This is a genomic window from Neorhizobium tunisiense (genome assembly GCF_039631515.1).
Lineage (GTDB): Bacteria > Pseudomonadota > Alphaproteobacteria > Rhizobiales > Rhizobiaceae > Neorhizobium.
This window is the reverse complement of sequence record NZ_JBDIUU010000001.1, coordinates 41896-63458: the sequence shown is the minus strand read 5'-3', so window position 1 is coordinate 63458 and position 21563 is coordinate 41896. Positions and strand designations below refer to the sequence as shown.

The following is a 21563-nucleotide window of genomic DNA, read 5'->3' as shown; positions in this document are numbered from 1 at the left end:
ATGAGCCCCCTCTGTCCTTGTCGCCTGAGATTGTTATCCCTTCGGCGAGCCCCGTTCGGGCTTCTCTCCAGAGTTCCTGTCGGTCGACTGCTGGTCCTTTTGCCTGAGAGTTTCCGGGGCGGTTGCTCCTTCGGCACCGCATTGAAGCGGCTTCTCCCAGCGAGTCTGGGCGGTATTATCGGCCTGGATCGCCATTTGGCAAGCCCTCCATGTCGCGCCGGACAATATTTTTGTCGCAGCGCAGCAAACGCAATTTGACCTAATGCAATGGCTGGCGAAATGGCCGGATACCACGCGGCAAAAAGGGCTTTTGCGCTTTGCCGCGATTTGGGTTATTCCGGCAAGCATACGGACAGGCGAGACGATGACGGCACGGCTCAACACGGCGGCGAACCCAACGCGCGTTTTCTGCGCGATGCTCCTGCTTTTGCTGGGGTTTGCCCATCAGCCGGTCCAGGCGGCAGCGCCGCTCGATTCCTACAGCGAGGCCTATCGCCTGCCGGACAGCACGTTTGCCGACATCTGCTCGGAAGGCGAACGCGGGCATCCCATGCCGGCGGCAAAACCGCTCTGCGAAGTCTGCCTGCTTGCCGCGTCGGTCATCCTGCCGCCGCCGGACGACGAGGCCTGGCTTGCGACAGCGCGCGCGTCGCTTGCCAATCCCCTTCGCCAGTTTTCCGAACTGCTCGGTACGACCGCCGTCGCCCGGCCTAAGTCTCGTGCCCCGCCGATCTCGATCTGATGTTCTAACTCTCTCAGATCAATCGCGGTCGATCGGCACAGATGCTGTCACCGTATGGGGATATTCCATGAAGACTTTCACCAAACTCGCCTTCCTCGGCATTTTCGCTGCGACCGGCATCGTCATTGCGGGAGCTACGGCCGCTCAAGATGCCCCCGCCAAGGTCGCCGACCTCGAAATCACCAGCGCCTTCACCAAGGCGATGCTGCCCGGCCAGCCGGTTGGCGGCGGCTATCTCACCATCAAGAACAGCGGCAAGTCCGACGACATGCTGGTGTCAGTATCGTCGCCGGCCTCGGGCACCGTGGAGATGCACGAGATGGTGATGCAGGGCGAGGTGATGAAAATGCGCAAGCTCGATACCGGCATATCAATCCCGGCTGGCAAGACGGTCGAACTGACGCCCGGCGGATTGCATCTGATGTTCATCAAGGTCAAGGAACCCTTCAAGCAGGGCGGCAAAGTGCCGGTGACACTGACCTTCGAAAAGGCCGGCAAGGTGGATATCACGCTGCCGGTCGAGGCGGCGGGGCCGGGCGGCCATATGCACAAGTAAAATTCGATGGAGCCTGCTCTGCGGAGCGGGCTCTTCGTCTCTAGCGCAGCAGCTTGAGGCTGCCGGTCAGCGACTTTATCCATTTCGAAGGCCCGGCGAGACCAAGGCCGTCGATCTCCTCTTCCGCGAGATCGCGATCGGGGAAGGCGGCCTCGTAATCGCGGTAGTCGTGCAGCGATCTGGCGAAAGCCGGAAAGGGCACGACTGCGTGGTGCTGGATCTGATTCATGGCCTTCAGCATCAGGGATCGGATCGTATCTGCCTGCGCCTGCAGGACCGGCACCGGCAGGGAAGAACTGATATCGATCGTGCGGCCCTGGCGATCGGTGAGCCGGCGAGCCGCGAGCGCAGGCAGGCGAGCGCCGAGGCCGATCGAGATGGCGCCGGCCGTGTTGGCAAGGAGCCCGAGCGGCAGGGTTGGGTTGACTATAATGGCAATACGGGTGTCGTCGGTCATGGGCAGGCAGGATATCCGTCAGTGGAAGAGGGCCTGCAGATTACTCCGGATCGCCCGGTCGATCCTGCCTTTTACTTCTCTCTTTTTGGGTTTTGGGGTAGGGTCTACCTCCTGACTTGGAGATATGGGTAGAATTTGATGGAAAACGACGTCGAGCCGGCCGATATACGAATTCTGGAAGCGTTGCAGGACGATGGCCGCCTGACCAATCAGGCGCTGGCCGACAAGATCGGGCTTTCGACCTCTCCAAGCTGGCGGCGCGTGCGGCATCTGGAGGAGACGGGGGTTATCGAGGGCTACAAGGCGGTGCTGAACCGAAAGGCGATCGGCCTCGGCGTACTTGCCTTCATCCGCGTCAAGATCGACAGCCACAGCGAGGAAGAAGCGGAAGCGTTCGCGGCGGAGGTGATCGGCCTGGACGAGGTGGTCGCCTGTTACAGTATCGCGGGCGACGCAGATTTCCTGCTGCAGGTCGTCTCGCCCGATCTCGACGCCTATGCGGATTTCGCCATGTCGACGCTGCGGCGGTTGCCGCGCATCAAGGAAATGCAGACGACCTTCGTCCTGAAGGAAATCAAAGCTTTCGGCGGGCTTCCGCTGCGTTTCGCGGGCAGGCGAACATAAACATGCTGCCCGGGTTTCCCGGGCGGAGATGCGCACTCGGCCCGATTTGCGTCGGCGGTCCGCAACCGGCAGGGTTTTAGAAGTTGCTTCGATACAACCTGATCGAGTTGCATCAAGGAATCTTAACAGAAGTCGGCGATGAATGTCGCCCAACACCTCTCATCAAAGGTTTCGGCAATGGAACTGCGACGTTCTCGGGTGATTGCGGCGGCCGTTTTTCTCGGCCTGCTCGGGGCAATCGTTCCGATTGTCGCGATGGTCTATATTTCGTGGATCATCACGGTCGAGAAACAGCAGAACAATCTTGAACGGCTCGCCGAGCAGACGATCATGCGTGCGAGCAGGACGTTCGAGGATGCGCGGGCGGCGCTCGATTCGCTCGCCTATCCGCGCCTGGTGCCCTGTTCTGACCAGCATATCGCCCGCATGCGGGTGATCGCCTTCAATACGCCCTCGGTCAAGGAAGTCGGTTATTTCGAGAACGGACTGTTGAAATGCACCTCCTGGGGGATCGAGGAGCGCAAGGTCGACAGGCCGTGGATCGACTACATGACGCTAGACGGTGTGGAAGTGGCGACCCGCGTGCAGCCGGCAGTCAGCATGGGCAATCCGATGATGGCGCTCCATTACGGCCCCTACAACGTGCTGGTCGATCCGGCCCGTTTCGTCGATATCCTGGCGGACGCCGACATATCCCTGGCGCTCGCCAATCAGCAGGGCATGGTCCTCAACGAACTCAATTCCCCCGAAACGGACCTCGTCAAGGCGCTGATCGACGAGCCGAAGAACGGCATGACCTCATCGGCGCTCTATGCGGCGGCGCACGACAACGGGCTGATCGCGATCGCGATGGAGCCGCGCTCCAACCTGACCGGCAGGCTGCGGGAGGAACAGCTCCTGCTGCTGCCGGTCGGCGCCTTCGTCGCCATCTTCGTCGTCGGCGTGGTAGTCTGGCTGTCCAAGAAAAGACTATCGCCGCTCGGTGAGCTGGCGATCGCGGTGCGCAAGCGCGAATTCATCGTCCACTATCAGCCGATCATCGAGCTCAAGACCGGCATCTGCATCGGCGCCGAGGCACTGGTGCGGTGGCGGCGGCCGGATGGCTCGCTGGTGCGCCCGGACCTGTTCATTCCGCTTGCGGAGGAGAGCGGGCTCATTCAGCCAATCACCGACCAGGTCATCGAAGCGATCATTACCGATCTCGGGGGATTGCTGAGGGCGGAAAGTTCGCTGCATATCGCCGTCAACCTTTCCGCCGCTGATGTCACCTCGGGCCGCATTCTAGATGTGCTCGACAGGAAACTTGCGAAGACTGGGATCGCGGCGGGGCAGATCTGGCTGGAGGCGACCGAACGCGGCTTCATCGACATCGAGGCTGCGCGAACGACATTGACAGAGGCTCGGCAGAGAGGCCACTCGGTGGCGATCGACGATTTCGGCACGGGATATTCCAGCCTGCAATACTTGCAGGGGCTGCCGATGGATGCGCTTAAGATCGACAAGTCCTTCATCGATACGATCGGCCGCAACAGCGCCACCAGCTCGGTCACCGGTCACATCATCGAAATGGCGAAGACGCTCGACCTGCAGATCGTCGCCGAAGGCGTGGAGACGGAAGAGCAGGCGGACTATCTGAAGGCCCACGACGTCAATTTCGGCCAGGGCTGGCTGTTTTCGAAACCGCTGCCGGCCGCAGATTTCATCGACTATCACCGGAATGCAAAAGCCCGCTCGGGGAGCGGGCGGGAGAATTTCCGGTGCGTGGCGGCCTGAGGGCCGGCCGGATGAGATCAGTCTTCCAGATCGCGATAGGCCGACTCGGCCTGGCGGAACGTGACCTGCTGGCGCGGGTTCTGGTCGGCGGTGAGCATGTCGAGCGAAACGGTGGTGGCGGGGATCATGAATTCGGTATCGCCGGGATCGCCGGCGTTTTCAGCGCGGCGCTGGTTACGGTCCGCGTCGGCCTTGATGTCCTTGACCTGGTCCTTGGCCGAGATGCGCCGGCCGGGCTTCAGGGCCTCGATGGCGAGTGCGGCGGTGCTCGCCGATATGCTGACCAGTTGTGTCATGTCGCCTGTCACCGTTTTCCCAAAACATATAATTACGGCGACCTGATTTGTTCCCCTTTAAACAAAACGTCGGCATTTTATCGATTTGACGATTCTCGTTTCTGTTCTAGAGAAAGTTCCATGACCAACATGCTTCTCGTCGCCATCGGCGGAGCGATCGGCTCCGTCTGCCGCTATCTTGTCGGGCTTTGGACGCTACGCCTTTGGGGGTCGGCATTTCCCTGGGGAACGCTCGCCGTCAACATCGTCGGCTCGTTCGCGATCGGCTTTCTCGCCGAACTCATCGTCCGGCGGTTCGATGCGTCGCCCGAGATGCGGCTGCTGATCATCACCGGCTTTCTCGGCGGCTTTACGACGTTCTCGGCCTTTTCGCTGGATGTCGTGTCGCTGCTGGAGCGGGGCGCGACCATGGTCGGCGTCACCTATATCGTCGCGAGCGTGGCGATCTCGCTCGGCGCCGTCTTCGCCGGACTGGCGCTCGGGCGGGCAATGCTCTAAAGACCGCGCAAAGGGTCGTTGGCCCACATCCAGATATGAAAGAGCTTTGATGGCAGGCATCGAGCATATCCGCGTCGAAGCGGACGAGGCGGGCATGCGGCTCGACCGATGGTTCAAGATCCATTACCCCGGCCTCGGCTTCGGGCCACTCCAGAAACTGCTGCGCTCAGGACAGGTGCGCGTCGACGGCGGACGGGTGAAATCCGACGCCCGCGTGCAGCCGGGACAGACGGTACGCATTCCGCCTCTGGATGTGGATGCGAAGAAGGCGGGGCCGATCGCCGGCAAGGATCTCAAGCATTCCAGCGATTTCGAACTGCTGTCACGCATGGTTCTGCACGAGGACGAGAAGGTCATCGTGCTCAACAAGCCGGCCGGCCTTGCGGTGCAGGGCGGATCCGGCGTCTCGCGCCATATCGACCAGATGCTCGACAGCTGGATCAGCCCGAAGGGCGAAAAGCCACGGCTGGTGCACCGGCTCGACCGCGACACATCCGGCGTGCTGGTGATCGCCCGCACCCGTGGTGCTGCGCAGAAGCTGACGGCCGCCTTTCGCGAGCGCGATACCAAGAAGACCTATTGGGCACTGGTCAAAGGCGTGCCGCGCAAACACGAAGACAAGATCTCCACCTGGCTGGTGAAGGAACAGACGCCGGATGGCGACCGCATGCGGATCGCCAAACATGGCGAGGACGGTGCCGACCACGCGGTGTCCTATTACCGCGTTCTGGAAATGGCGGCACAGACGCTCTGCTGGCTGGAGATGGAACCCTATACCGGCCGCACCCACCAGTTGCGCGTCCATGCCCTGCATATCGGCCATCCGATCATCGGCGACCCGAAATATTTCGACGACGATCACAACTGGGATTTCCCGGGCGGTATCCAGAAGAAGCTGCATCTGCATGCACGGCATATCGACATTCCGCACCCGAACGGAGGGCGGCTGAAGGTCACGGCACCGCTGCCGCCGCATATGGTGCAGAGCTGGAACCTTCTCGGGTTCGACATGGAAAACGGCCGCAGGGACGAAGACGAATGAAACTGGTCCTTTTCGATTGCGACGGCACGCTGGTCGACAGCGCCAACCTGATCCATGAAACCATGCGCCGTACCTTCGCCCATTTCGGCAAGCCGGAACCGATGGTGGAAGACACCAAGGCGATCATCGGGCTGACGCTCGACATCGCGATCGCCCGCATGCAGGGCAAGCCGCATGCGGACGACGAAGCCGTCGAGATGATGGCCTATTACAAGACGCTGTTTGCCGTCGTGCGCCAGGATCTCGGCTTCAAGGAGCCGTTGTTCGGAGGAATTCGCGAGCTGATCGACGCGATCGGTCCGCGCGAGGGCCTGCTGATCGGCGCGGTGACCGGAAAATCACGGCGCGGCCTGAAGCTCGTGATGGAGACGCATGGTTTCGACAAGTATTTTACCGTGTCGCGCACCGCCGACGATTGCCCGTCGAAGCCCCACCCGGCGATGGTGACCGAATGCTGCGACGAGACCGGCATGAAACCTTCCGACACTCTTGTCATCGGCGATGCGATTTACGATATGCAGATGGCGAAGGCGGCCGGCGCCACGGCGATCGGCGTTTCCTGGGGTTATGCCTCGGTGGACGAGCTGAACAAGGCCGGCGCCGACGCGATCATCCATCATCCGAGCGAGTTGCTGAGCCATATCGGCTGAGGTTTTATTTCCATGCGTGACATGTTTCCCGATCCCTCCGAGGCGCTGAGCCATCCCGACCCGACGCGGCGGGCTCAGATCCAGATGCACAAGCCGCTGCCGAAGCGCTTCTACAAGGAAGTATCGATTGGCCAGGGCGAGGGCGGCCATGCCATCCACCTTGATGGCCGGCCCGTCAGAACACCGGCAAAGAACGGCCTCGTCGCCCCGACGGCACGGCTTGCCGAACTGATCCGCGACGAATGGGCCAATCAGGTGGACGTGATCGATCCGGGCACCATGCCGGTGACCCGGCTCGTCAATACCGCGATCGACGGCATCGCCGCCGACCCGCAGGCTGTGTTCGAGGATATCCTGCGGTTCTCTTCGAGCGATCTGCTCTGCTACCGCGCCGAGGCACCGGAAAACCTGGTCGCACGCCAGAACGAACTCTGGGATCCGGTCGTCGATTGGATCGCGAACGAACGCGGCGCGCGCTTCATCCTGGTCGAAGGCGTGATGCCGCAGGAGCAACCGAAGGAGGCGACCGCTGCCTTCGCGGTGACGCTGAAGAAATACGACACGCCGATCGAACTGGCCGTCCTGCATACGGTGACGACGCTCACCGGTTCTGCAATCCTGGCGCTTGCCTTCGCGGAAGGCCAGCTCACTGCCGAGGAGGCCTGGGCGCTTGCGCATCTCGACGAGGATTGGACCAACGAGCACTGGGGCACGGACGCGGAAGCCGAACATCGTCGAGCGAAACGGCTTGAAGAAATGCGGGCAGCAACCGAAACTTTTCTTGCTTTGAAGCCCGCCGTTTAATGCTTCTATAACCCTGTTCGTTGGAACATCGGGACGTGCCGTTTTCCGGGTCCGTTCATGTTCCGTCGCCTGTTTCGTTTCGCTTTCATTGTGCTGACGGCCCTGCCGCTGATGTCGTTCCGTCTGGAACAGGCAAACACGGCGCAGGAAAAACTTCTCTATGACGTGCGCGGCGCCTTCGTGACCGCACGGCCCGACGTGCCGAAGGGGCTGGTGATCGCCACCGACATGCTGGTCGACGAGGCGATCCGGGCGACTACCAGATCGATCGCCCTTCCGAGGACGATCATCTCGGTGCGGATCGACGAGATGTCGCATGTTCCGATGCTGATCGGCAGCCGGCATGGGGCGAAGGTGACGGTGCAGGCGATTTCGGTCAACAGCGGCGAACCGATCGCCAAGGGGACGTTCAAGACGTCGATCTTCCTGTTGGACGGAGATACGGCGGACCGTGACCTCGCCGAAAAGATCGCCGACCGCATCTCCAGCGAATTCCGCCTCGACGGGACACGGCGCCCGACGATGGCAACAGCGCTGTTTCAGTGAGGGTCAGGCAAGCCGCTCCGCGTGCCAGCGCAGGTGATCGTCCATGAAGGTCGAGATGAAATAATACGAGTGGTCGTAGCGCTCGTGCAGGCGCAACGTCACGTCGATTCCGATTCCCTTCGCCGCCTCCTCGAACAGCCAGGGGCGCAGGCCGGTTTCCAGGAAACCGTCCGCCTTGCCCTGGTCGATCAGGAATTCCGGGAAACGGGCACCGTCCTCCACCAGCGCGCAGGCGTCGTATGGACGCCAGGCCGAGCGATCCGACCCCAGATATTTCTCGAAGGCGGGGGCCGACCAGTCGGCGGTCGAAGGCTCGACGATCGGCGCGAAGGCGGAGCAGCTCCTGAAGCGGTCGGGATTTTTAAGCGCGATCGTCATCGCGCCGTGACCGCCCATCGAGTGGCCGAAAATGCCCTGGCGGTCCATGTCCATGCGAAAATGCTGGCTGGCGAAATTCGGCAGTTCCTCGGTGATGTAAGTGTACATCTGGTAGTTTTCGGCCCAGGGCTTCTCCGTGGCGTCGAGATAGAATCCGGCGCCCTTGCCCATCTGCCAATTGGTGAGCTCGTCAGGCACGTCGTTTCCGCGCGGGCTGGTGTCCGGGCAGATGACGATGAGGCCGAGTTCGGCGGCCATCCGCCGGTATTCGCCCTTTTCCATGACATTGGCATGGGTGCAGGTGAGGCCGGAGAGATACCAGACAACCGGGCAGGGCTCCTTGATCGCCTGCGGGGGCACGAAGACGGCAAACGTCATCTCGCATTTGCAGGCCTCGGACGGGTGCATGAACACGCCCTGCATGCCGCCGAAGGCGGTGTTCTGGGAAAGGACCTTCATCGGTGCTCCTCGAAAGATATCAGTTGCCCATCGACACGACGGCGTTGACGGCCGCGGCGACAAGGACGGTGTTGAAAAAGAAGGATACGACCGCGTGCAGAAGGTTGATGCGGCGCATGCCGGTCGTGGTGATCTGGACGTCGGAGGTCTGGGCGGTCATGCCGATCACGAAGGAAAAATACAGAAAATCATAGGCCCCGGGCTCGTCTGTTTCGGGGAAATCGAGCCCGCCGCGCTTTCCTTCGTTCTCTTGCGCCTGCTCGTCAGGCCGCCAGAAAAGATGGGCATAATGCATGGCGAACATGGTGTGGATGGTCAGCCAGCCGAGTACGACCGATCCGAAGGCGAGCGAGACGGCGGCAAGACCCGCAGGTTGCGAACGGTTCAACGCCTCGAACAGCGAAACGACGGCGGCGGCGACCGCAAGCAACGTCACGGCGAGAATGACCGGCGCCGGCTCGTCGTCGTTCTGCCCCTTGCCCCGCAGCGTGCCGCCATCGAGTTTGGGGATGCGCACGGCCATCATGACAAGATAGATCAGGAAGAAAACGATGACAGCAATACCCGGCGCGAGCTCCGGCACATAGAAGATCAGGAACGGCAGGCAGGCGAGCGAGGCGATCGTGCCGGCGAAGAACGGTCCATGCCGGTGATAGGTCAATCTGTGCCAGGGGCTCGGCATCAAGGTCTTCCGATCGCTCACGTGGCTGATTTGGCGCGGCGGCAGAGCCTGTCCAGCGTTTCCAGGAATTTCGACCGGTCGCGCGGCGAAAAGGCAGCGTTGTAGCCCTTGCTCTCGCCGGTTTCCCGCAAATGTGCCCCAAGATCGCGCATGGCGCTCGCCATGCCGATATTGGTTTCGTCGAAGACACGGCCCGTCGGGCCGGTCACCAGCGCGCCGGCGGCAACGCAGCGTACGGCCAGCGGCACATCGGCGGTGACGACGATGTCGGCGGGTCCGGCGCGTTCGGCGATCCAGTTGTCGGCGGCATCGAAGCCCGCCGAGACGATGACATTGTGGACCATCGGGTCGCGGGATGGACGAAGGCCGGAATTGGCGACGAAGGTCACTTCCAGGCCATGGCGTTCAGCCACTTTCAGGATCTCCGGCTTGACCGGGCAGGCATCGGCGTCGACATAGATCATGGATGGATATTCCGGCCCCGGCCCGGTCGGCGCCTCAAACGGCGGGAAGCCACGCAGCCCGACAGGGCGGGCTGCGTGCAGGAAGCCGCCTCAGGCTACGGCGGTCGTCTGGTCGTCGATCGCTGCGCCGGGCGCGTTCTTCTGGATCGATTCGATCGCCGAAACGGCCGAAGCCTTGGCCGAATAGCCTTCGGACGAGAACATGGTCTGACCGTTTGCGGCCTTGAAGCGGAAACGGTATTCCCCGGCCTTGTCCTTGTAGATTTCGAATTTGTACATCTCTGCGTCCCTCACATTAAACGGAGTTAAATCCTAGGTCCATTCGCAGTATCGGAGCGTGTTGGAACATCGCTCAGTAAATCACTACGCTGCGAATCGATTCGCCGCCATGCATCAGCTCAAAACCTCTGTTGATGTCTTCGAGCGGCATGGTGTGGGTGATCATCGGATCGATCTCGATCTTGCCCTGCATATACCAGTCGACGATCTTCGGCACGTCGGTGCGGCCGCGGGCGCCGCCGAAGGCCGTGCCCATCCAGGTGCGGCCGGTGACGAGCTGGAACGGGCGGGTGGAGATTTCCTGACCGGCGCCTGCAACGCCAATGATCACCGACTTGCCCCAGCCGCGATGGGAGGATTCGAGCGCCTGGCGCATGACCCTGGTGTTGCCGGTGCAATCGAACGTGTAGTCGGCGCCACCGATCATGTCGCCATTGCGCTTGGTCATGTTGACGAGATGGGGGACGATGTCGCCATCGATTTCCTTCGGGTTGACGAAATGGGTCATGCCGAAGCGTTCGCCCCAGGCCTTGCGGTCATTGTTGATATCGACACCGATGATCATATCGGCGCCGGCAAGGCGCAGGCCCTGCAGCACGTTGAGGCCGATGCCGCCGAGGCCGAAGACGATGGCGGTCGAACCGATTTCGACCTTGGCAGTATTGATGACCGCACCGATGCCGGTGGTGACGCCGCAGCCGATATAGCAGATCTTGTCGAAGGGAGCGGCCGGATTGACCTTGGCAAGCGCGATTTCGGGCAGCACGGTGTAATTCGCGAAGGTCGAGCAGCCCATATAGTGGTGGATCTTGTCCTTGCCGATCGAAAAGCGCGAGGTGCCGTCCGGCATCAGGCCCTGGCCCTGGGTGGAGCGGATCGCGGTGCACAGATTGGTCTTGCGCGACAGGCAGGAATAACATTCACGGCATTCGGGCGTGTAGAGCGGGATGACGTGGTCGCCCTTCTTCACCGAGGTGACGCCGGGGCCGACGTCGACGACGATGCCAGCGCCTTCATGGCCGAGGATTGCCGGGAAGAGGCCTTCCGGATCGGCGCCGGACAGGGTGAAATCGTCGGTGTGGCAGATGCCGGTCGCCTTCACCTCGATCAGCACCTCACCGGCGCGGGGGCCTTCGAGCTGCACGGTCATGACTTCGAGCGGTTTGCCAGCCTGAACGGCGACGGCGGCGCGGACATCCATGATGTTCTCCCTTGAGGCTTTATAGATTCGGCGCGACCTTGGCACAAGCGAGGGGACCGGCTCAAGCCGGAACCAGCCGTCGGCGGTCGCATTTCAGTGAGCGGATCAAGGTCCGATGAGGGGCACCTGCGGCGAGGTCGTACGCGGTGTCAGGCCGGTCAGGCGTGGATCGTCGAGGACTTCGACCATCAGCGCGTAGGGCGTGAACCCGGAGCGCTGGTAGAACTGCATGGCAGCGGGGTGGTCGAAATGACAGGTATGCACCCAGAAACGGCGGATCGGATGCGCCCAGGCCCTCTCGGTTGCCCAGTTCATCATGAAGCGGCCGGCGCCCTTGCCGATCGCACCGGCAACGAGACCGAAATAGACGAGTTCGCATTCGCCCTTTTCCCGGAAATCGAGTTCCAGCAGGCCGATGCGGCGGCCGCCGTCTAGAAGCACGTAAATCTCGACCTGCGGATCATTGAGGACCGAGGCAAGTTCGTCATCCCCCATGACCAGCCGGGAGACCCACATCCAGTTCTCGCCGACCGCCCGAAACAGCGCGCGGTATTCATCGAGCGCGGGAGACTGCCAGCGTTCCAGGGTGAGGGTGTCCGGCGCGGGCGCGGTTTTCCTGCGCGGCCTGCCCAGCATTTCGAGGCAGGTCACGACGGTCGCAATCTTGCCTGGGGGAACGGCGGAATAGCCGGATGGTAGAGTGGGGTTTTCGCTTTTCATGTAACCTTTGGAGCCGCTTGGCGGGTTGATGTCAATGGGCGGAGACGTCGATGGCAAGTGATATCGAGAGCGGGTGATCAGCCGAAAAGGCGGTCGCAGGCGTATATGATACCATAGGAATGGATGGCGACGGCTGCATAGAGGCCGAGTCCCGCCATCAGCCGCTCGCCGGGATGCATGGGGTCGAGGCTTTCGCGCGGTTTGACCGACGAAATGCCCATCAGGCTCATCAGCGTAAAGACGGCAAGTGCCGCGATCAGGGCGGTCGGCGACAGCCCGATCCGGTAACCGACCCAGAGCATCAAGAGCGTGATACCGAAACTGCCGGCGACGAGCAGGCTGCGGGTCGGAAAGATCTGCCTCAGCACCCTGCCGCCGTCGAACCGGTACATGGGCAGAAGATTGAGGAGGTTGAAGGCGCCGAGGATCAGCAGGAAAACCAGCGCCGGTTCCCGCAACGCCACGGGAAAAATGCGGCTGTTTGCGAGGTCACAAGCGGACACCACGACCGGGACCAGGAATGCCGACATGCCGGCGCCCATCAGCGCGCAGGTCGCCACCTCGAATCGGCTCTTATAGGGCCTGCCGCCGATCGCCAGGCCGCCGAGCAGCGGCACGAAGATCATCCGGACCGTCTCATGCCCGAAGGCGCGATAGGCCGCCAGATGTCCGAGTTCGTGCAGCACGATGACCAGGGTGAGGATGACCGAGATCGTCAGGCCGGCAGGAGTGAGCCCGAAAAACGGCCAGAGCAGCAGCGTGGACAGGACGGCCAGGCATATCTGGGTGAGGGGGTGTTCGATCATGCCGCCCGCCTTCGGCCGGCCGCTCTTCAGCCAGGCGGTCAGCGACGAAAGCTCGCGACGGATCATGAAATAGCGAAACAGGTAGACTGCCAGTCCGCGATAGGTGTCCGTCTGGGCAAGGGTGAGCGTCGAGCCGCCCGACGCCGCCGACACGGCGCGATATTCCTCGAAATTGCGCCAGACGGAAATATCGAGCGCGGTATCGTCGATCACGCGTGCGCGGCTCTCGTAACTGTGCCTGAAGCGATCGACATTCTCCTCCACCTTGAAGACCCGCCGGATCGGCGCGCCGTGGCGGTCGGGATGGCTGTAGGCGATCTCGATGCCGCCGCAGTTCTGTTCCAATCCGGAAGAGAGGACCGAAGGGTTCCAGCTCGCCTCCTCGCCGCCCGGGTGAAAGGCGCCCCAAAGGCGCTCCGGGGAGACTTCAAGTGTCCGGTGCAGCGTGATGGTGCGGCGGCCGACGGGTGCGGCCATCAGCAGCCAGAGAAGGCCGAGATTGATCGTCAGCAGCAAGATGGCTGAAACAATGGGCGTCATGTCGACCTCCGGAGCCTGTCGGCTTGGCTTTGGCCGATCATCACAGACACCATTAGGCCGATTGATTTTCCACGGGGTTTAGCCAATCGCTAAAATGCGAACGAGCCGCCGTGCGCGGGTTGCTACCTGACGATTCGTGAGGCCGCCACCTCTTGCGTCAGGCGATGCCCGGCATCGGTTACCAGCCACGGGCCGGAGCGCAGCACCTCCCTCGGCCTCTCATAGGTCGCCACCGCCGCGATCATCTCCCGCCAGGCGGGATGATTGGCCTCGGGATCGGCCAGTTCGTCGATCTCGCGCAGGCCCCGCGCTTCAAGCGGTGAAAGCATCAGCCGGCCACGCTCCATCGCGCCGCGCAACACCCGCCAGACATAGGCGAGATCAAAGGTGGTGATGCCGGCAGAGGCCGGACGAGTGGCATGGTAGGCGCCGCGCGCGCCCGGCTCGAGGGCTAGGCGAATCTGGTCGAGGGCAAAGGCCGAGAGGCTTTCCGGCACCTCGGACGCGACTTCCATGGCATGCAGCAGCAGTTCGAGCTCGACGGCCGAATGAACGGCGCCGTCGGCGGCGATCGTGCGCATCAGCCAGCTGGCCTTGGCGTCGTCGATGCGTCCCGGCGGCTTCGTTCCACGCACGAGATATGCCGTCAGGCTTTCGACGAAATAGGTCGACCATTCGGGGCTTTGTTCGGAACAGGAATCATTCAGCGCAAGAAGGGCGAGCGCATCTTCGGAGGAGCAAATGCCATCCGGGAACGCGTATTTGCGCAGCATCAGAATATCGTCGGCCACAATCCGACCCTTCCCGGCGATGACACATGCCGGAAAAGAAAAGCGGAATCCGCTCATCTTCATTTCTCCGTTTCATCATGAAACTGAATGTGGGGGATAAATGAGAGAAGTTGAGGGGCGGCAAAGAAGCGGGGTTAATGGGCAGGAAACAAGGCCGTCAAACCGTCTCCAGCTGCTTCGATTTGGAACGCTCCCGCCAGATGATGAACAGGCCGGAGGCGACGATGACGGCGATGCCGAGCCATTTGGAAGCGGTCGGAAAATCGCCGAACAGGGCGTAGCCGAGCACTGTCGCCGAGATGATCTCGAAATACTGGAAGGGCGCAAGCAGTGAAAGCGGCGCCAGCCGGAAGGCCCGAACCACGAGCAGATGCATGTAGCCCGAGATCGAGCCGAGCAGCATCAGCAGGACGAGGCCGAGCCAGGAGGCGGGCAGCGACGGCGCAAAATCCTCAGCCCCTGCGGCATCCCCGATCACCAGTGTTGCGGCCATGAACAGCGTTCCTCCGACGCCCGCCATGGTCTGCATGACGAGCGGTGAATCAGCCTCGCCGATCGCGCGGTTGAGGAAGAGGTAGAGCGTGAAGAGGAAGGCGCAGGCGACCGGCAGCAGCGCCATCCAGCCGAAGATCGCATAGCTCGGCTGGATGACGATCATGGCACCGCCGAAACCGACGACGATCGCCAGCCACCGCCGCCAGCCGACCTTTTCCCGCAAGAAGATCGCCGACATCATGGTGAGCATGAAGGGCTCGACGAAATAGATGGCGAAGACATCGGCAAGCGGCATGTATTTGACCGCCGCGAAGAACATCAGGCTGGCCGCCGCATGCAGCCCGCCGCGCAACAGGTTCATCCAGGGGCGTTTCGGCCGGAAGATGGCAGCCCCGGTAAAGGCGGCGAGCGGCAGGATGCAGACGAGCTGGAAAAAGAACCGGTAGAATGTCACCTGGCCGGGCGACATCGCCTCGAAGGTCGCCATGTATTTGGCGATGGCATCCATCAGCGGCAGGATGACCATGCAGGTGGCCATGATGGCCATGCCCTTCAGCGGATTTTCAGATGTGGAAGAGCGCATGCCCGGCACTTTCGTGGAACCGGGTTCTTCAACCACAGCGTTCGGCAATGTTCAAGGCGCGATCAGGAGGAGGCGCTATCGGAAGCTGTGGCTCCAAAAATTTCCTCGAAGGCTTCGCGCAGGCGCATGTCCACATCGGCCATCATCACAGGAAGACCGAGATCGACGAGGCTCGTCACGCCATAGGCGCTGATGCCGCAGGGCACGATGCCGGTGAAATGCGAGAGGTCCGGATCGACATTGAGGGACAGGCCGTGGAAGCTGACCCAGCGGCGCAGGCGGATGCCAAGCGCGGCCACCTTGTCCTCCGCCATCGAGCCATCCGGCAGCAGCGGTTTTTCCGGCCGGCGCACCCAGACGCCGACGCGGTCCTCGCGCCGCTCGCCGCGCACGTTCATCATGCCGAGGGTGCGGATCACCAGTTCCTCGAGCGCCGCCACATAGGCGCGCACGTCCTGGCGCCGGCGCTTGAGGTCGAGCATCACGTAGGCCACCCGCTGGCCGGGACCATGATAGGTGTATTCGCCGCCGCGGCCTGTGGAAAACACCGGGAACCGGTCCGGCTCGATCAGGTCGGCCGTGTCGGCGCTGGTGCCGGCGGTATAGAGCGGCGGGTGTTCGAGCAGCCAGACCAATTCGTCGGCGCGGCCATCGGCGATCGCCGCCACCTCCCGTTCCATTTCGGCCACCGCCTCCTCGTAAGGAACCAGGCCATCGGAGATTCGCCAGCGCACCGGCGGGGCGCCGGCTTGCGGCAGCATGGACAGATTGAGGTCGGTGCGTGTGAGCATGGAAAATCTTCTGGCAAAAACAAAAGGGTGCGGCAAGAGGCCGGTTTTCGGTCCTGTTTATATAGGCATTCGGGGCAAGAATTTTTATCCTTCAAAAATCTGTCACGGCGGACTTGTGCACCCCAAATGCTTTTGCTACATGCAGCCCCGCCGGCGCAAGTCGGCTCTACCACGATGCGGTCGTGGCGGAATTGGTAGACGCGCAGCGTTGAGGTCGCTGTGTCGCAAGACGTGGAAGTTCGAGTCTTCTCGACCGCACCATTTTAACATGAAAAGAGCCGGTTTTCCGGCTTTTTTTGTGCCTTTGTGTCCCACGTCAAGACCATGCGCGGGACACCTCGACTCTGTCCAAGGCGACTTTCGCCAGCTTCCAGCGCTCGACCCGCTTCGTGTAGACCTCGCTGGTTTTCGCTTCCGAATGGCCGAGAATCGCCATGATCTCGTATTGGCTGCAGCCAAGCTCTGCGAGAACTTCTGCCAGTCCCTTGCGGACCCCGTGCGCAGAAAGATGCCCCAAGCCCGCATCCTGGCACCAGCGTTTGAACATCGCTGATGCACTGTCCCCGCTGGACAATGGCTTGCCTCCCTTCGCCAGGACATATGTGTTCCCCTGTACCGTCGCGGCGCGCGTTGCCGTCTTGAGTGGTGGCAGGAGAGGGATGCAGACTTCGGACGACCCTTTCTTGAGCGGGGTCCACCGTAGAGCTTCGAAGCCGTCGATGACGCATTCGTATTTCCGGCCCAGAATGGTCAGGTCTTCGATCCGGCATCCGGTCCACAGAAGCACGGACATGGCGGCGTAGGGCTTCGTCCCCACTTGGTGACACGCAAAGAACTTCTTCACGTCAGCGGCCTTCCAAGGAATAGCCCCACCACCTTTCCGGTAGATCGGCTTTATCCCGCGAGCCGTGTTTTCATTTATGTATTTCCGTTCCATTGCCCAATCGTACATTACGCCGATGGCTTCGATCAGGGCATCCGCTTGGGCAGGCGTTGCCCCCATCTCATCTTGCTTCTCGATGAGCTTTTCCCTCGGGATGAGCATCACCATGTCGGGATCGACGGTCAGTCGGTTCAGGAGATTTTTCTTCTTCTTGAGGGTTTTAGCACTGGTCGTGCCGGCCTTGACCCGCTCCTCCAGATACTCATAATAGCTGTTCACGAGCCATGCGATCGAGCGCGGCTTCGCATATTCGGACGCCTTCTTCAGCGGCTCCGGTTGCTCCCCTCGGCGCGCTGCCAGATATTGGCGCTGGAAATCCTCGTCGCCCGGCCCGCAATAGATGCGGATTCGCTGCTTCCGCTTTCCTTCGGGTCGCACCCGATACCGGTATTGGCCGGAAGGCATCTTCTCCCTCAACAGCCCTGCATAGTTCACTTTCATGGACGGTCTCACCATTGCTTGAGGCCGCCATCCTTTTTGCGCGTCGGCTTCTCTTCAAGAGCGCCGCAGTGGATCTCGATTTGTCCACCGGATACGCACACCTTATCCACAGGCAGCCCCGCGTCCTGGATGGCCTTAAGGGCAATGCGCAAAGCACGATCACTGGCGCGGACGCGCTTGGGGCCAGACGTGACGAGAGCCGGATCTGTCATCTACTCCTCCTCTCGAAGGGCGCGGATAGCGGCAGCAGCGTTGCGGCACACGATTTTCCCCGCGAGAATGATCCCTGCCTCAAGAGGATTTCCCCCATCTGGGAAGGTCATGGTTTCAACGGTCTTCGCCGCTTCCTCAAGCACAGCGTTCCTCGCCTGGGCAAGCTCTGCTCGGAGGGATTCGATACAGTCGGCGGCTTCCCCGAATATGCGACTTCCCCACACCCGTTGTTGAGAGTGGATGTCTGCATGGCGCAATCGGTCAACGATATCGCTCATCTACTCCTCCCTTACCTTGGAAGGGGGAAGGGGAGATTCCCTCGGTTGCGGCGATGGGGCCTGCCGAAAAGCCTTATCAAGCTCTGTTGCAGCGTCAAGAATTAGGCTCGCCATGTCAGACATTTCGTTCGCCCAAAACATCTTGAAGCCGACCTTTTCGTCCAATGCGCGAAGGAGCTTATCGTGCAGTTCGCAGAGGCTTTTGACGGTCTGTGTCGATGCCGCATGTGCATAGGGTGATGGGGGTGTGTCTGCCGCTGACTGGAGGGCGGCGGCGAGGGCAGAATGCATCTGCTTTCGCTTCCATACTCGTTCCGCCTCCCTAATGATCTCGTCCCAGCCGGGGTACGCCGCACGGCAGGCATTCTCCACCATCTCTTCCGTCACGACAGACTGGAGGGCGGCGGAAAGAACTTGCTCCATCCCGTCGCGAGGCATTTCATAGTGCCACATGGAAAGCACTTTGGCCAATTTCAGTTCGGCCGCAGCGATCATCTCGTTCGTGATCTTCATGACTTGTCTCCTGAGAGAGTGCGCGCGCGGAAGAAGTCGCCGGCCAGGAGGCGGTGGGAATCCTCTGGTGTATCGAGCGCGACGACGATGGCTTTGGCGTTCCAGTTGCGGGCGAACATCTCGCCGGCAATCTTGCTGAAAGGCTCCAGCGCCTTCAGCAGCGCATCTCTTTCGGCTTCGGCCTCCTTGAGGATCGGCCTGACCTTTTCTCGGATCGCCTTCATTGCATCACGGCGCACCATCTGAGCGATATAAAAGGCGCTGGTCTCCCGTTCGCCTTCGTCCCGTTCGTCTTGTGACGTCTGCTGGTCGCGAACAAGGAGGAACTCGGATATTAGCGAGCTCGTGCCCTCGTTGTTGCAGGCGTAATCCAAAGCCTCCCGGATCTGCTCTATGACTTGGTCTGGTGTAGCGGTCATGGCTGCTCCTGATATAGCTGGCGAGGCGGCAATGACGGCTTGTTCATGCGCTCAGCCTTTGCGGGTTTGGGGAAGCCAGCGGACTTGATCTTGCCGGCGGCGCGGAGGACCCCGGATGCCTTGTCCCTCTGGCGATCGGACTTTCGGATCTGACGGACATCGTTCCGGGTCTTAAATTTATGGCACTGCACACAGATCGCCATGCAGTTATCCAGGCCGTTGTCGCCCCCGAGCTGATCAGGAACGTTGTGGTCGAACTGGACGCCGACAGAGAGCGAGCAGTTGCAGCGCTGACCTTCCTCGAAGCCGTAGCGAGTGCCCTGCGCTTCGCAGCGATAGCCGGAGCGCTCAAGAGCCTGATGCTTGGTCTTGCGGGTGAATTCGGTACGGGCCATCACTTCCCCCATATCCGGCCAAGCCAGAACAGAGTGCGGCGTAGACGGCTTTGCTCCCGTTTCGGGATGGGCTGGTATCTGCCGAGAAGAACGGCCTTGCGGGCCTCGATCATCGAAGCCAACGGATCTGGCTTCCTCTCTGGCTTGGAACGCTCATAGGCTCCTACGCGGATCTTGTTCATGCTGCAGCCTTTCCTGAGATGGTGAGGCCGATATCCGGCGGGATCGTCAGAACGATGCCCTGCGCCGAATAGTGGCGGATGATGCTTTCGAGGTATGCGGCATGCTGGCGCGTGGTCATGAGCCGGGTGATCGGCATATCCAGCGGCTCCATCATGATCGCCAGCTTCTGCTCATAGGATAGCGGCCGGACCACCCTGTCGTATTGGATGCGGAACACTTCGTTCTCGTTTCTCAGGATTGGGACCCCGAGCGTCAGCTTGCACTCGCCGCGTACTTCTTCTGGTGTCCGGTCATTGAGCTGAGACGAGATCTCGTTCATCCATAGCCGCTGCGTCTTGTTCTGCTTTATCGAACGGTGCTTGCCATCCGCTATCGAAACAGTGAACGGCGGCGTTTTCGCCTGCAGGAAACTGATGAGCAGTTCCTTTTCATATTCATTTTCTATGCTTCGGTTGATCGTAGACATAAATCATGACCTTGAGAGAGACGGGCGATAACTGAAAAGCTTCGGAGGCGGCGGACATCGTTTCCGACGCCTCCTGCTGCACTGCATCAAAAAGGAATGTCGTCGTCGAGATCGCGCGGTGGGGGATTGCGCTCATCAAAGCCGCCGGCGCTTGCCATTTCCCGCTTGGGCGCCGCCTTCTGCTGCTTCGGCGGATAGATGCGAATGGCCTCGACCGACTGGCCCTGGAAATCGACATAAGTCGTTCCGAGAACCACGCGCTTGCCAACCCAATCGTCCGTCTCGTAGCCGTAGAGCTTCGAAATGTTGGTCGCGTTGGTCTTGTTGAGGATGATCCCCTTGTCCTCGCCCTGGAAGTAGAGGACCGGACGCATCTCCTTGTCCTTGCCTACTTCTTCCTCGACGATCTGGTCGATGATGACCGTGGGGTTTCCGTCGATATCTGCAGCCTTGAGGTATTTGCTCGGGAATGCTTCGTTGATGTTCATGTGAGTTCCTTTGGGTTTGGTTGTGGCCGTAGCGATGAGCTTGGCCGTTCACTTGGTGCGGATCATTAATCCGCTTTCCCCGATCACCAGTTCGGCACCGGGAACCTTTTCGCCAGCCTTGAGGGCCGACAGGATTTCCTTGGAGAGCGGCTTGCGCTCGGTTTTGAAGAAGCCCTGGGGCAGGGCGTCGGCATCGATGATCTCTGCCTTCTCCCGCGCCGCAGTGATCGAGATGGTTGCTTCAGGGAGCGTCAGCCTCGTCTGGTGCGAAGCCTCCATGAGCTGCTGGATGATCTTGCGGCCGCTGTTGCCCTGACGCTCGAAACGCTCCTGACGGGCTGCTATCTCGTCCTTGCGGGCCTTGACTGCTGCCGCCATGGTTTCGGCATCGCGGACGAACGACACGAGCTTTTCCATAACGCGCTCAAGCTCGGTCTCACCAGACAGGGTGTCGGCCAAAAGGGTGGCGTCCTCCTCCAGTTCGGGATAGATTGCGATCAGCGCGTTGATCTGGTTTCTGACGATCTGGGCGTCACGGAAGATAAAGCCGGTCATTATGCTGCCTTCCTATACTTCTGTTTCGGGGTGAACATCGCGGCATGTGCGGAATACCAAGCGGCCCGTTTCTCAGCCTCTTCGGCTTCCCATTCGCACACTGCGCGGCGGTGTTCGTCGGTCGTCTCGAAAGCTTCGGCGCGATATTCCGCAGCCAGCTTCAGGGCGGCACGAGCGCCTTCCATGTGGGCTTCAGCGGCGCGGGACATGAACCGAGTCCTCCTGATGTACGAGTGCCAGCCTCTTGCTTTCAGCAGCCCCATAGGAAGCTCCTAAGCAGATAAGGGCGCCTACGAGAGCGAACGTTCCGACGAGGGCTATCTGTTGGGTGAGGGTGTCACGCATCGGTCTGCTCCTTATCGCGAAGCCGGCGTCTAGCCCGTTGTGCAGCGCGCCCCGTTCCTGCAGCCAATCGCTCCCATCGCCTATGCTGGTCGGCATCGCGCTCCGGGTCGGGAACCCCGCGAAACTCGATTGCGCACTCAGCGTGTT

General features: G+C 61.2%; 32 protein-coding genes, 1 tRNA gene and 2 riboswitches. Of the genes, 10 read left to right on the top strand and 23 right to left on the bottom strand.

All coding sequences use genetic code 11. The annotated features are described in order from the left end of the window. Position 1: 1 nt before the first annotated feature. Positions 2-81, bottom strand: a riboswitch (glycine riboswitch). Then, positions 82-169, bottom strand: a riboswitch (glycine riboswitch). A gap of 195 nt (positions 170-364) precedes the next feature. Both ABCW43_RS00475 and ABCW43_RS00470 read left to right on the top strand, forming a co-directional pair. Then, the gene (locus ABCW43_RS00475; protein WP_345921647.1) at positions 365-742 is read left to right on the top strand and encodes a hypothetical protein; all 378 of its coding nucleotides are present in this window, start codon (positions 365-367) and stop codon (positions 740-742) included. A gap of 67 nt (positions 743-809) precedes the next feature. Further along, positions 810-1298: a copper chaperone PCu(A)C gene (locus tag ABCW43_RS00470; protein ID WP_445738874.1), complete on the top strand. Its 489-nt coding sequence runs from the start codon at positions 810-812 to the stop codon at positions 1296-1298. Between the two features lie 40 nt (positions 1299-1338). On the opposite strand, the gene ABCW43_RS00465 is transcribed toward ABCW43_RS00470, so the two are convergent. After that, positions 1339-1755 carry a DUF2000 domain-containing protein gene (locus ABCW43_RS00465; protein ID WP_345921646.1) on the bottom strand — a complete coding sequence of 139 codons (417 nt, stop codon included), beginning with the start codon at positions 1753-1755 and terminating at the stop codon, positions 1339-1341. Positions 1756-1893: 138 nt separating this feature from the next. Between ABCW43_RS00465 and ABCW43_RS00460 the strand changes: the two genes are divergently transcribed. Further along, complete coding sequence (locus ABCW43_RS00460; RefSeq protein WP_345921645.1) at positions 1894-2379, top strand: Lrp/AsnC family transcriptional regulator; 486 nt, start codon at positions 1894-1896, stop codon at positions 2377-2379. Between the two features lie 177 nt (positions 2380-2556). After that, a complete protein-coding gene (locus ABCW43_RS00455) occupies positions 2557-4152 on the top strand; it encodes an EAL domain-containing protein (protein WP_345921644.1) in 1596 nt (531 codons plus the stop codon). Between the two features lie 17 nt (positions 4153-4169). Here the strand turns inward: ABCW43_RS00455 and ABCW43_RS00450 are convergent, their stop codons facing one another. Further along, positions 4170-4448, bottom strand: a complete 279-nt coding sequence (locus tag ABCW43_RS00450; RefSeq protein ID WP_345921643.1) for a hypothetical protein — start codon at positions 4446-4448, stop codon at positions 4170-4172. 120 nt (positions 4449-4568) lie between these two features. Here ABCW43_RS00450 and crcB point away from each other — a divergent pair, with 120 nt between their 5' ends. Genes crcB through ABCW43_RS00425 form a run of 5 tightly spaced genes read left to right on the top strand, consistent with a single transcriptional unit; the run spans position 4569 to position 7988 of the window. Then, positions 4569-4946 carry a fluoride efflux transporter CrcB gene (gene crcB / locus ABCW43_RS00445; protein ID WP_345921642.1) on the top strand — a complete coding sequence of 126 codons (378 nt, stop codon included), beginning with the start codon at positions 4569-4571 and terminating at the stop codon, positions 4944-4946. A gap of 49 nt (positions 4947-4995) precedes the next feature. Further along, a complete protein-coding gene (locus tag ABCW43_RS00440) occupies positions 4996-5988 on the top strand; it encodes an RluA family pseudouridine synthase (protein ID WP_345921641.1) in 993 nt (330 codons plus the stop codon). Further along, positions 5985-6638, top strand: a complete 654-nt coding sequence (locus ABCW43_RS00435; RefSeq protein WP_345921640.1) for an HAD family hydrolase — start codon at positions 5985-5987, stop codon at positions 6636-6638. The genes ABCW43_RS00440 and ABCW43_RS00435 overlap by 4 nt, the downstream gene beginning before the upstream one ends. A 12-nt stretch (positions 6639-6650) precedes the next feature. Next, positions 6651-7442 (top strand): ATP12 family chaperone protein, encoded by a 792-nt coding sequence (locus ABCW43_RS00430; RefSeq protein ID WP_345921639.1) that lies wholly within the window; start codon positions 6651-6653, stop codon positions 7440-7442. A gap of 57 nt (positions 7443-7499) precedes the next feature. Then, positions 7500-7988, top strand: coding sequence for a hypothetical protein (locus tag ABCW43_RS00425; protein WP_345921638.1), 489 nt, complete (start codon positions 7500-7502; stop codon positions 7986-7988). A 3-nt stretch (positions 7989-7991) separates the two neighbouring features. On the opposite strand, the gene fghA is transcribed toward ABCW43_RS00425, so the two are convergent. The 10 genes from fghA to lipB form a co-directional block, all read right to left on the bottom strand. Further along, the gene (fghA, locus tag ABCW43_RS00420) at positions 7992-8825 is read right to left on the bottom strand and encodes an S-formylglutathione hydrolase (protein ID WP_345921637.1); all 834 of its coding nucleotides are present in this window, start codon (positions 8823-8825) and stop codon (positions 7992-7994) included. Between the two features lie 19 nt (positions 8826-8844). Continuing rightward, positions 8845-9507, bottom strand: a complete 663-nt coding sequence (locus ABCW43_RS00415; protein ID WP_345921636.1) for a DUF1345 domain-containing protein — start codon at positions 9505-9507, stop codon at positions 8845-8847. A gap of 17 nt (positions 9508-9524) precedes the next feature. After that, complete coding sequence (locus tag ABCW43_RS00410) at positions 9525-9971, bottom strand: YaiI/YqxD family protein (protein ID WP_210009532.1); 447 nt, start codon at positions 9969-9971, stop codon at positions 9525-9527. Between the two features lie 90 nt (positions 9972-10061). Next, the gene (locus ABCW43_RS00405) at positions 10062-10250 is read right to left on the bottom strand and encodes a YegP family protein (RefSeq protein WP_210009530.1); all 189 of its coding nucleotides are present in this window, start codon (positions 10248-10250) and stop codon (positions 10062-10064) included. A gap of 73 nt (positions 10251-10323) precedes the next feature. Beyond that, complete coding sequence (locus tag ABCW43_RS00400; protein WP_345921635.1) at positions 10324-11451, bottom strand: S-(hydroxymethyl)glutathione dehydrogenase/class III alcohol dehydrogenase; 1128 nt, start codon at positions 11449-11451, stop codon at positions 10324-10326. Between the two features lie 105 nt (positions 11452-11556). Then, complete coding sequence (locus ABCW43_RS00395) at positions 11557-12171, bottom strand: GNAT family N-acetyltransferase (RefSeq protein WP_345921634.1); 615 nt, start codon at positions 12169-12171, stop codon at positions 11557-11559. Positions 12172-12248: 77 nt separating this feature from the next. Then, complete coding sequence (locus ABCW43_RS00390) at positions 12249-13517, bottom strand: zinc metalloprotease (protein ID WP_345921633.1); 1269 nt, start codon at positions 13515-13517, stop codon at positions 12249-12251. 122 nt (positions 13518-13639) lie between these two features. Then, positions 13640-14308 (bottom strand): hypothetical protein, encoded by a 669-nt coding sequence (locus ABCW43_RS00385; RefSeq protein ID WP_345921632.1) that lies wholly within the window; start codon positions 14306-14308, stop codon positions 13640-13642. Positions 14309-14465: 157 nt separating this feature from the next. Then, positions 14466-15386, bottom strand: a complete 921-nt coding sequence (locus ABCW43_RS00380; protein WP_345921631.1) for a DMT family transporter — start codon at positions 15384-15386, stop codon at positions 14466-14468. Between the two features lie 62 nt (positions 15387-15448). Further along, on the bottom strand, positions 15449-16177 hold the full coding sequence (lipB, locus tag ABCW43_RS00375; protein WP_345921630.1) for a lipoyl(octanoyl) transferase LipB: 729 nt from the start codon (positions 16175-16177) through the stop codon (positions 15449-15451). A 176-nt stretch (positions 16178-16353) separates the two neighbouring features. Between lipB and ABCW43_RS00370 the strand changes: the two genes are divergently transcribed. Next, positions 16354-16438: transfer RNA gene (locus ABCW43_RS00370), tRNA-Leu, on the top strand. A gap of 55 nt (positions 16439-16493) precedes the next feature. Here ABCW43_RS00370 and ABCW43_RS00365 read toward each other — a convergent pair. From ABCW43_RS00365 to ABCW43_RS00315, 11 genes are all read right to left on the bottom strand, one after another. Next, positions 16494-17561 (bottom strand): tyrosine-type recombinase/integrase, encoded by a 1068-nt coding sequence (locus ABCW43_RS00365; protein ID WP_345921629.1) that lies wholly within the window; start codon positions 17559-17561, stop codon positions 16494-16496. A gap of 8 nt (positions 17562-17569) precedes the next feature. Further along, the gene (locus tag ABCW43_RS00360) at positions 17570-17773 is read right to left on the bottom strand and encodes a hypothetical protein (protein ID WP_345921628.1); all 204 of its coding nucleotides are present in this window, start codon (positions 17771-17773) and stop codon (positions 17570-17572) included. Beyond that, positions 17774-18052 (bottom strand): hypothetical protein, encoded by a 279-nt coding sequence (locus tag ABCW43_RS00355; RefSeq protein WP_345921627.1) that lies wholly within the window; start codon positions 18050-18052, stop codon positions 17774-17776. It lies immediately after the preceding gene. Then, positions 18053-18565, bottom strand: a complete 513-nt coding sequence (locus ABCW43_RS00350; RefSeq protein ID WP_345921626.1) for a hypothetical protein — start codon at positions 18563-18565, stop codon at positions 18053-18055. After that, positions 18562-18984 (bottom strand): hypothetical protein, encoded by a 423-nt coding sequence (locus ABCW43_RS00345; RefSeq protein WP_345921625.1) that lies wholly within the window; start codon positions 18982-18984, stop codon positions 18562-18564. Before ABCW43_RS00345 ends, ABCW43_RS00350 begins: the two co-directional genes overlap by 4 nt. Next, entirely contained in the window at positions 18981-19379 is a 399-nt protein-coding gene (locus tag ABCW43_RS00340) for an HNH endonuclease (RefSeq protein ID WP_345921624.1), read from the bottom strand. The genes ABCW43_RS00345 and ABCW43_RS00340 overlap by 4 nt, the downstream gene beginning before the upstream one ends. Then, complete coding sequence (locus tag ABCW43_RS00335) at positions 19379-19561, bottom strand: hypothetical protein (RefSeq protein WP_345921623.1); 183 nt, start codon at positions 19559-19561, stop codon at positions 19379-19381. The genes ABCW43_RS00340 and ABCW43_RS00335 overlap by 1 nt, the downstream gene beginning before the upstream one ends. Further along, positions 19558-20028, bottom strand: coding sequence for a NinB/YbcN family protein (locus ABCW43_RS00330; protein ID WP_345921622.1), 471 nt, complete (start codon positions 20026-20028; stop codon positions 19558-19560). Before ABCW43_RS00330 ends, ABCW43_RS00335 begins: the two co-directional genes overlap by 4 nt. Before the next feature lie 86 nt (positions 20029-20114). Then, entirely contained in the window at positions 20115-20516 is a 402-nt protein-coding gene (locus ABCW43_RS00325; protein WP_345921621.1) for a hypothetical protein, read from the bottom strand. Positions 20517-20564: 48 nt separating this feature from the next. After that, positions 20565-21071, bottom strand: coding sequence for a siphovirus Gp157 family protein (locus ABCW43_RS00320; protein WP_345921620.1), 507 nt, complete (start codon positions 21069-21071; stop codon positions 20565-20567). After that, positions 21071-21280 carry a hypothetical protein gene (locus ABCW43_RS00315; RefSeq protein WP_345921619.1) on the bottom strand — a complete coding sequence of 70 codons (210 nt, stop codon included), beginning with the start codon at positions 21278-21280 and terminating at the stop codon, positions 21071-21073. The genes ABCW43_RS00320 and ABCW43_RS00315 overlap by 1 nt, the downstream gene beginning before the upstream one ends. Positions 21281-21563 lie beyond the last annotated feature (283 nt).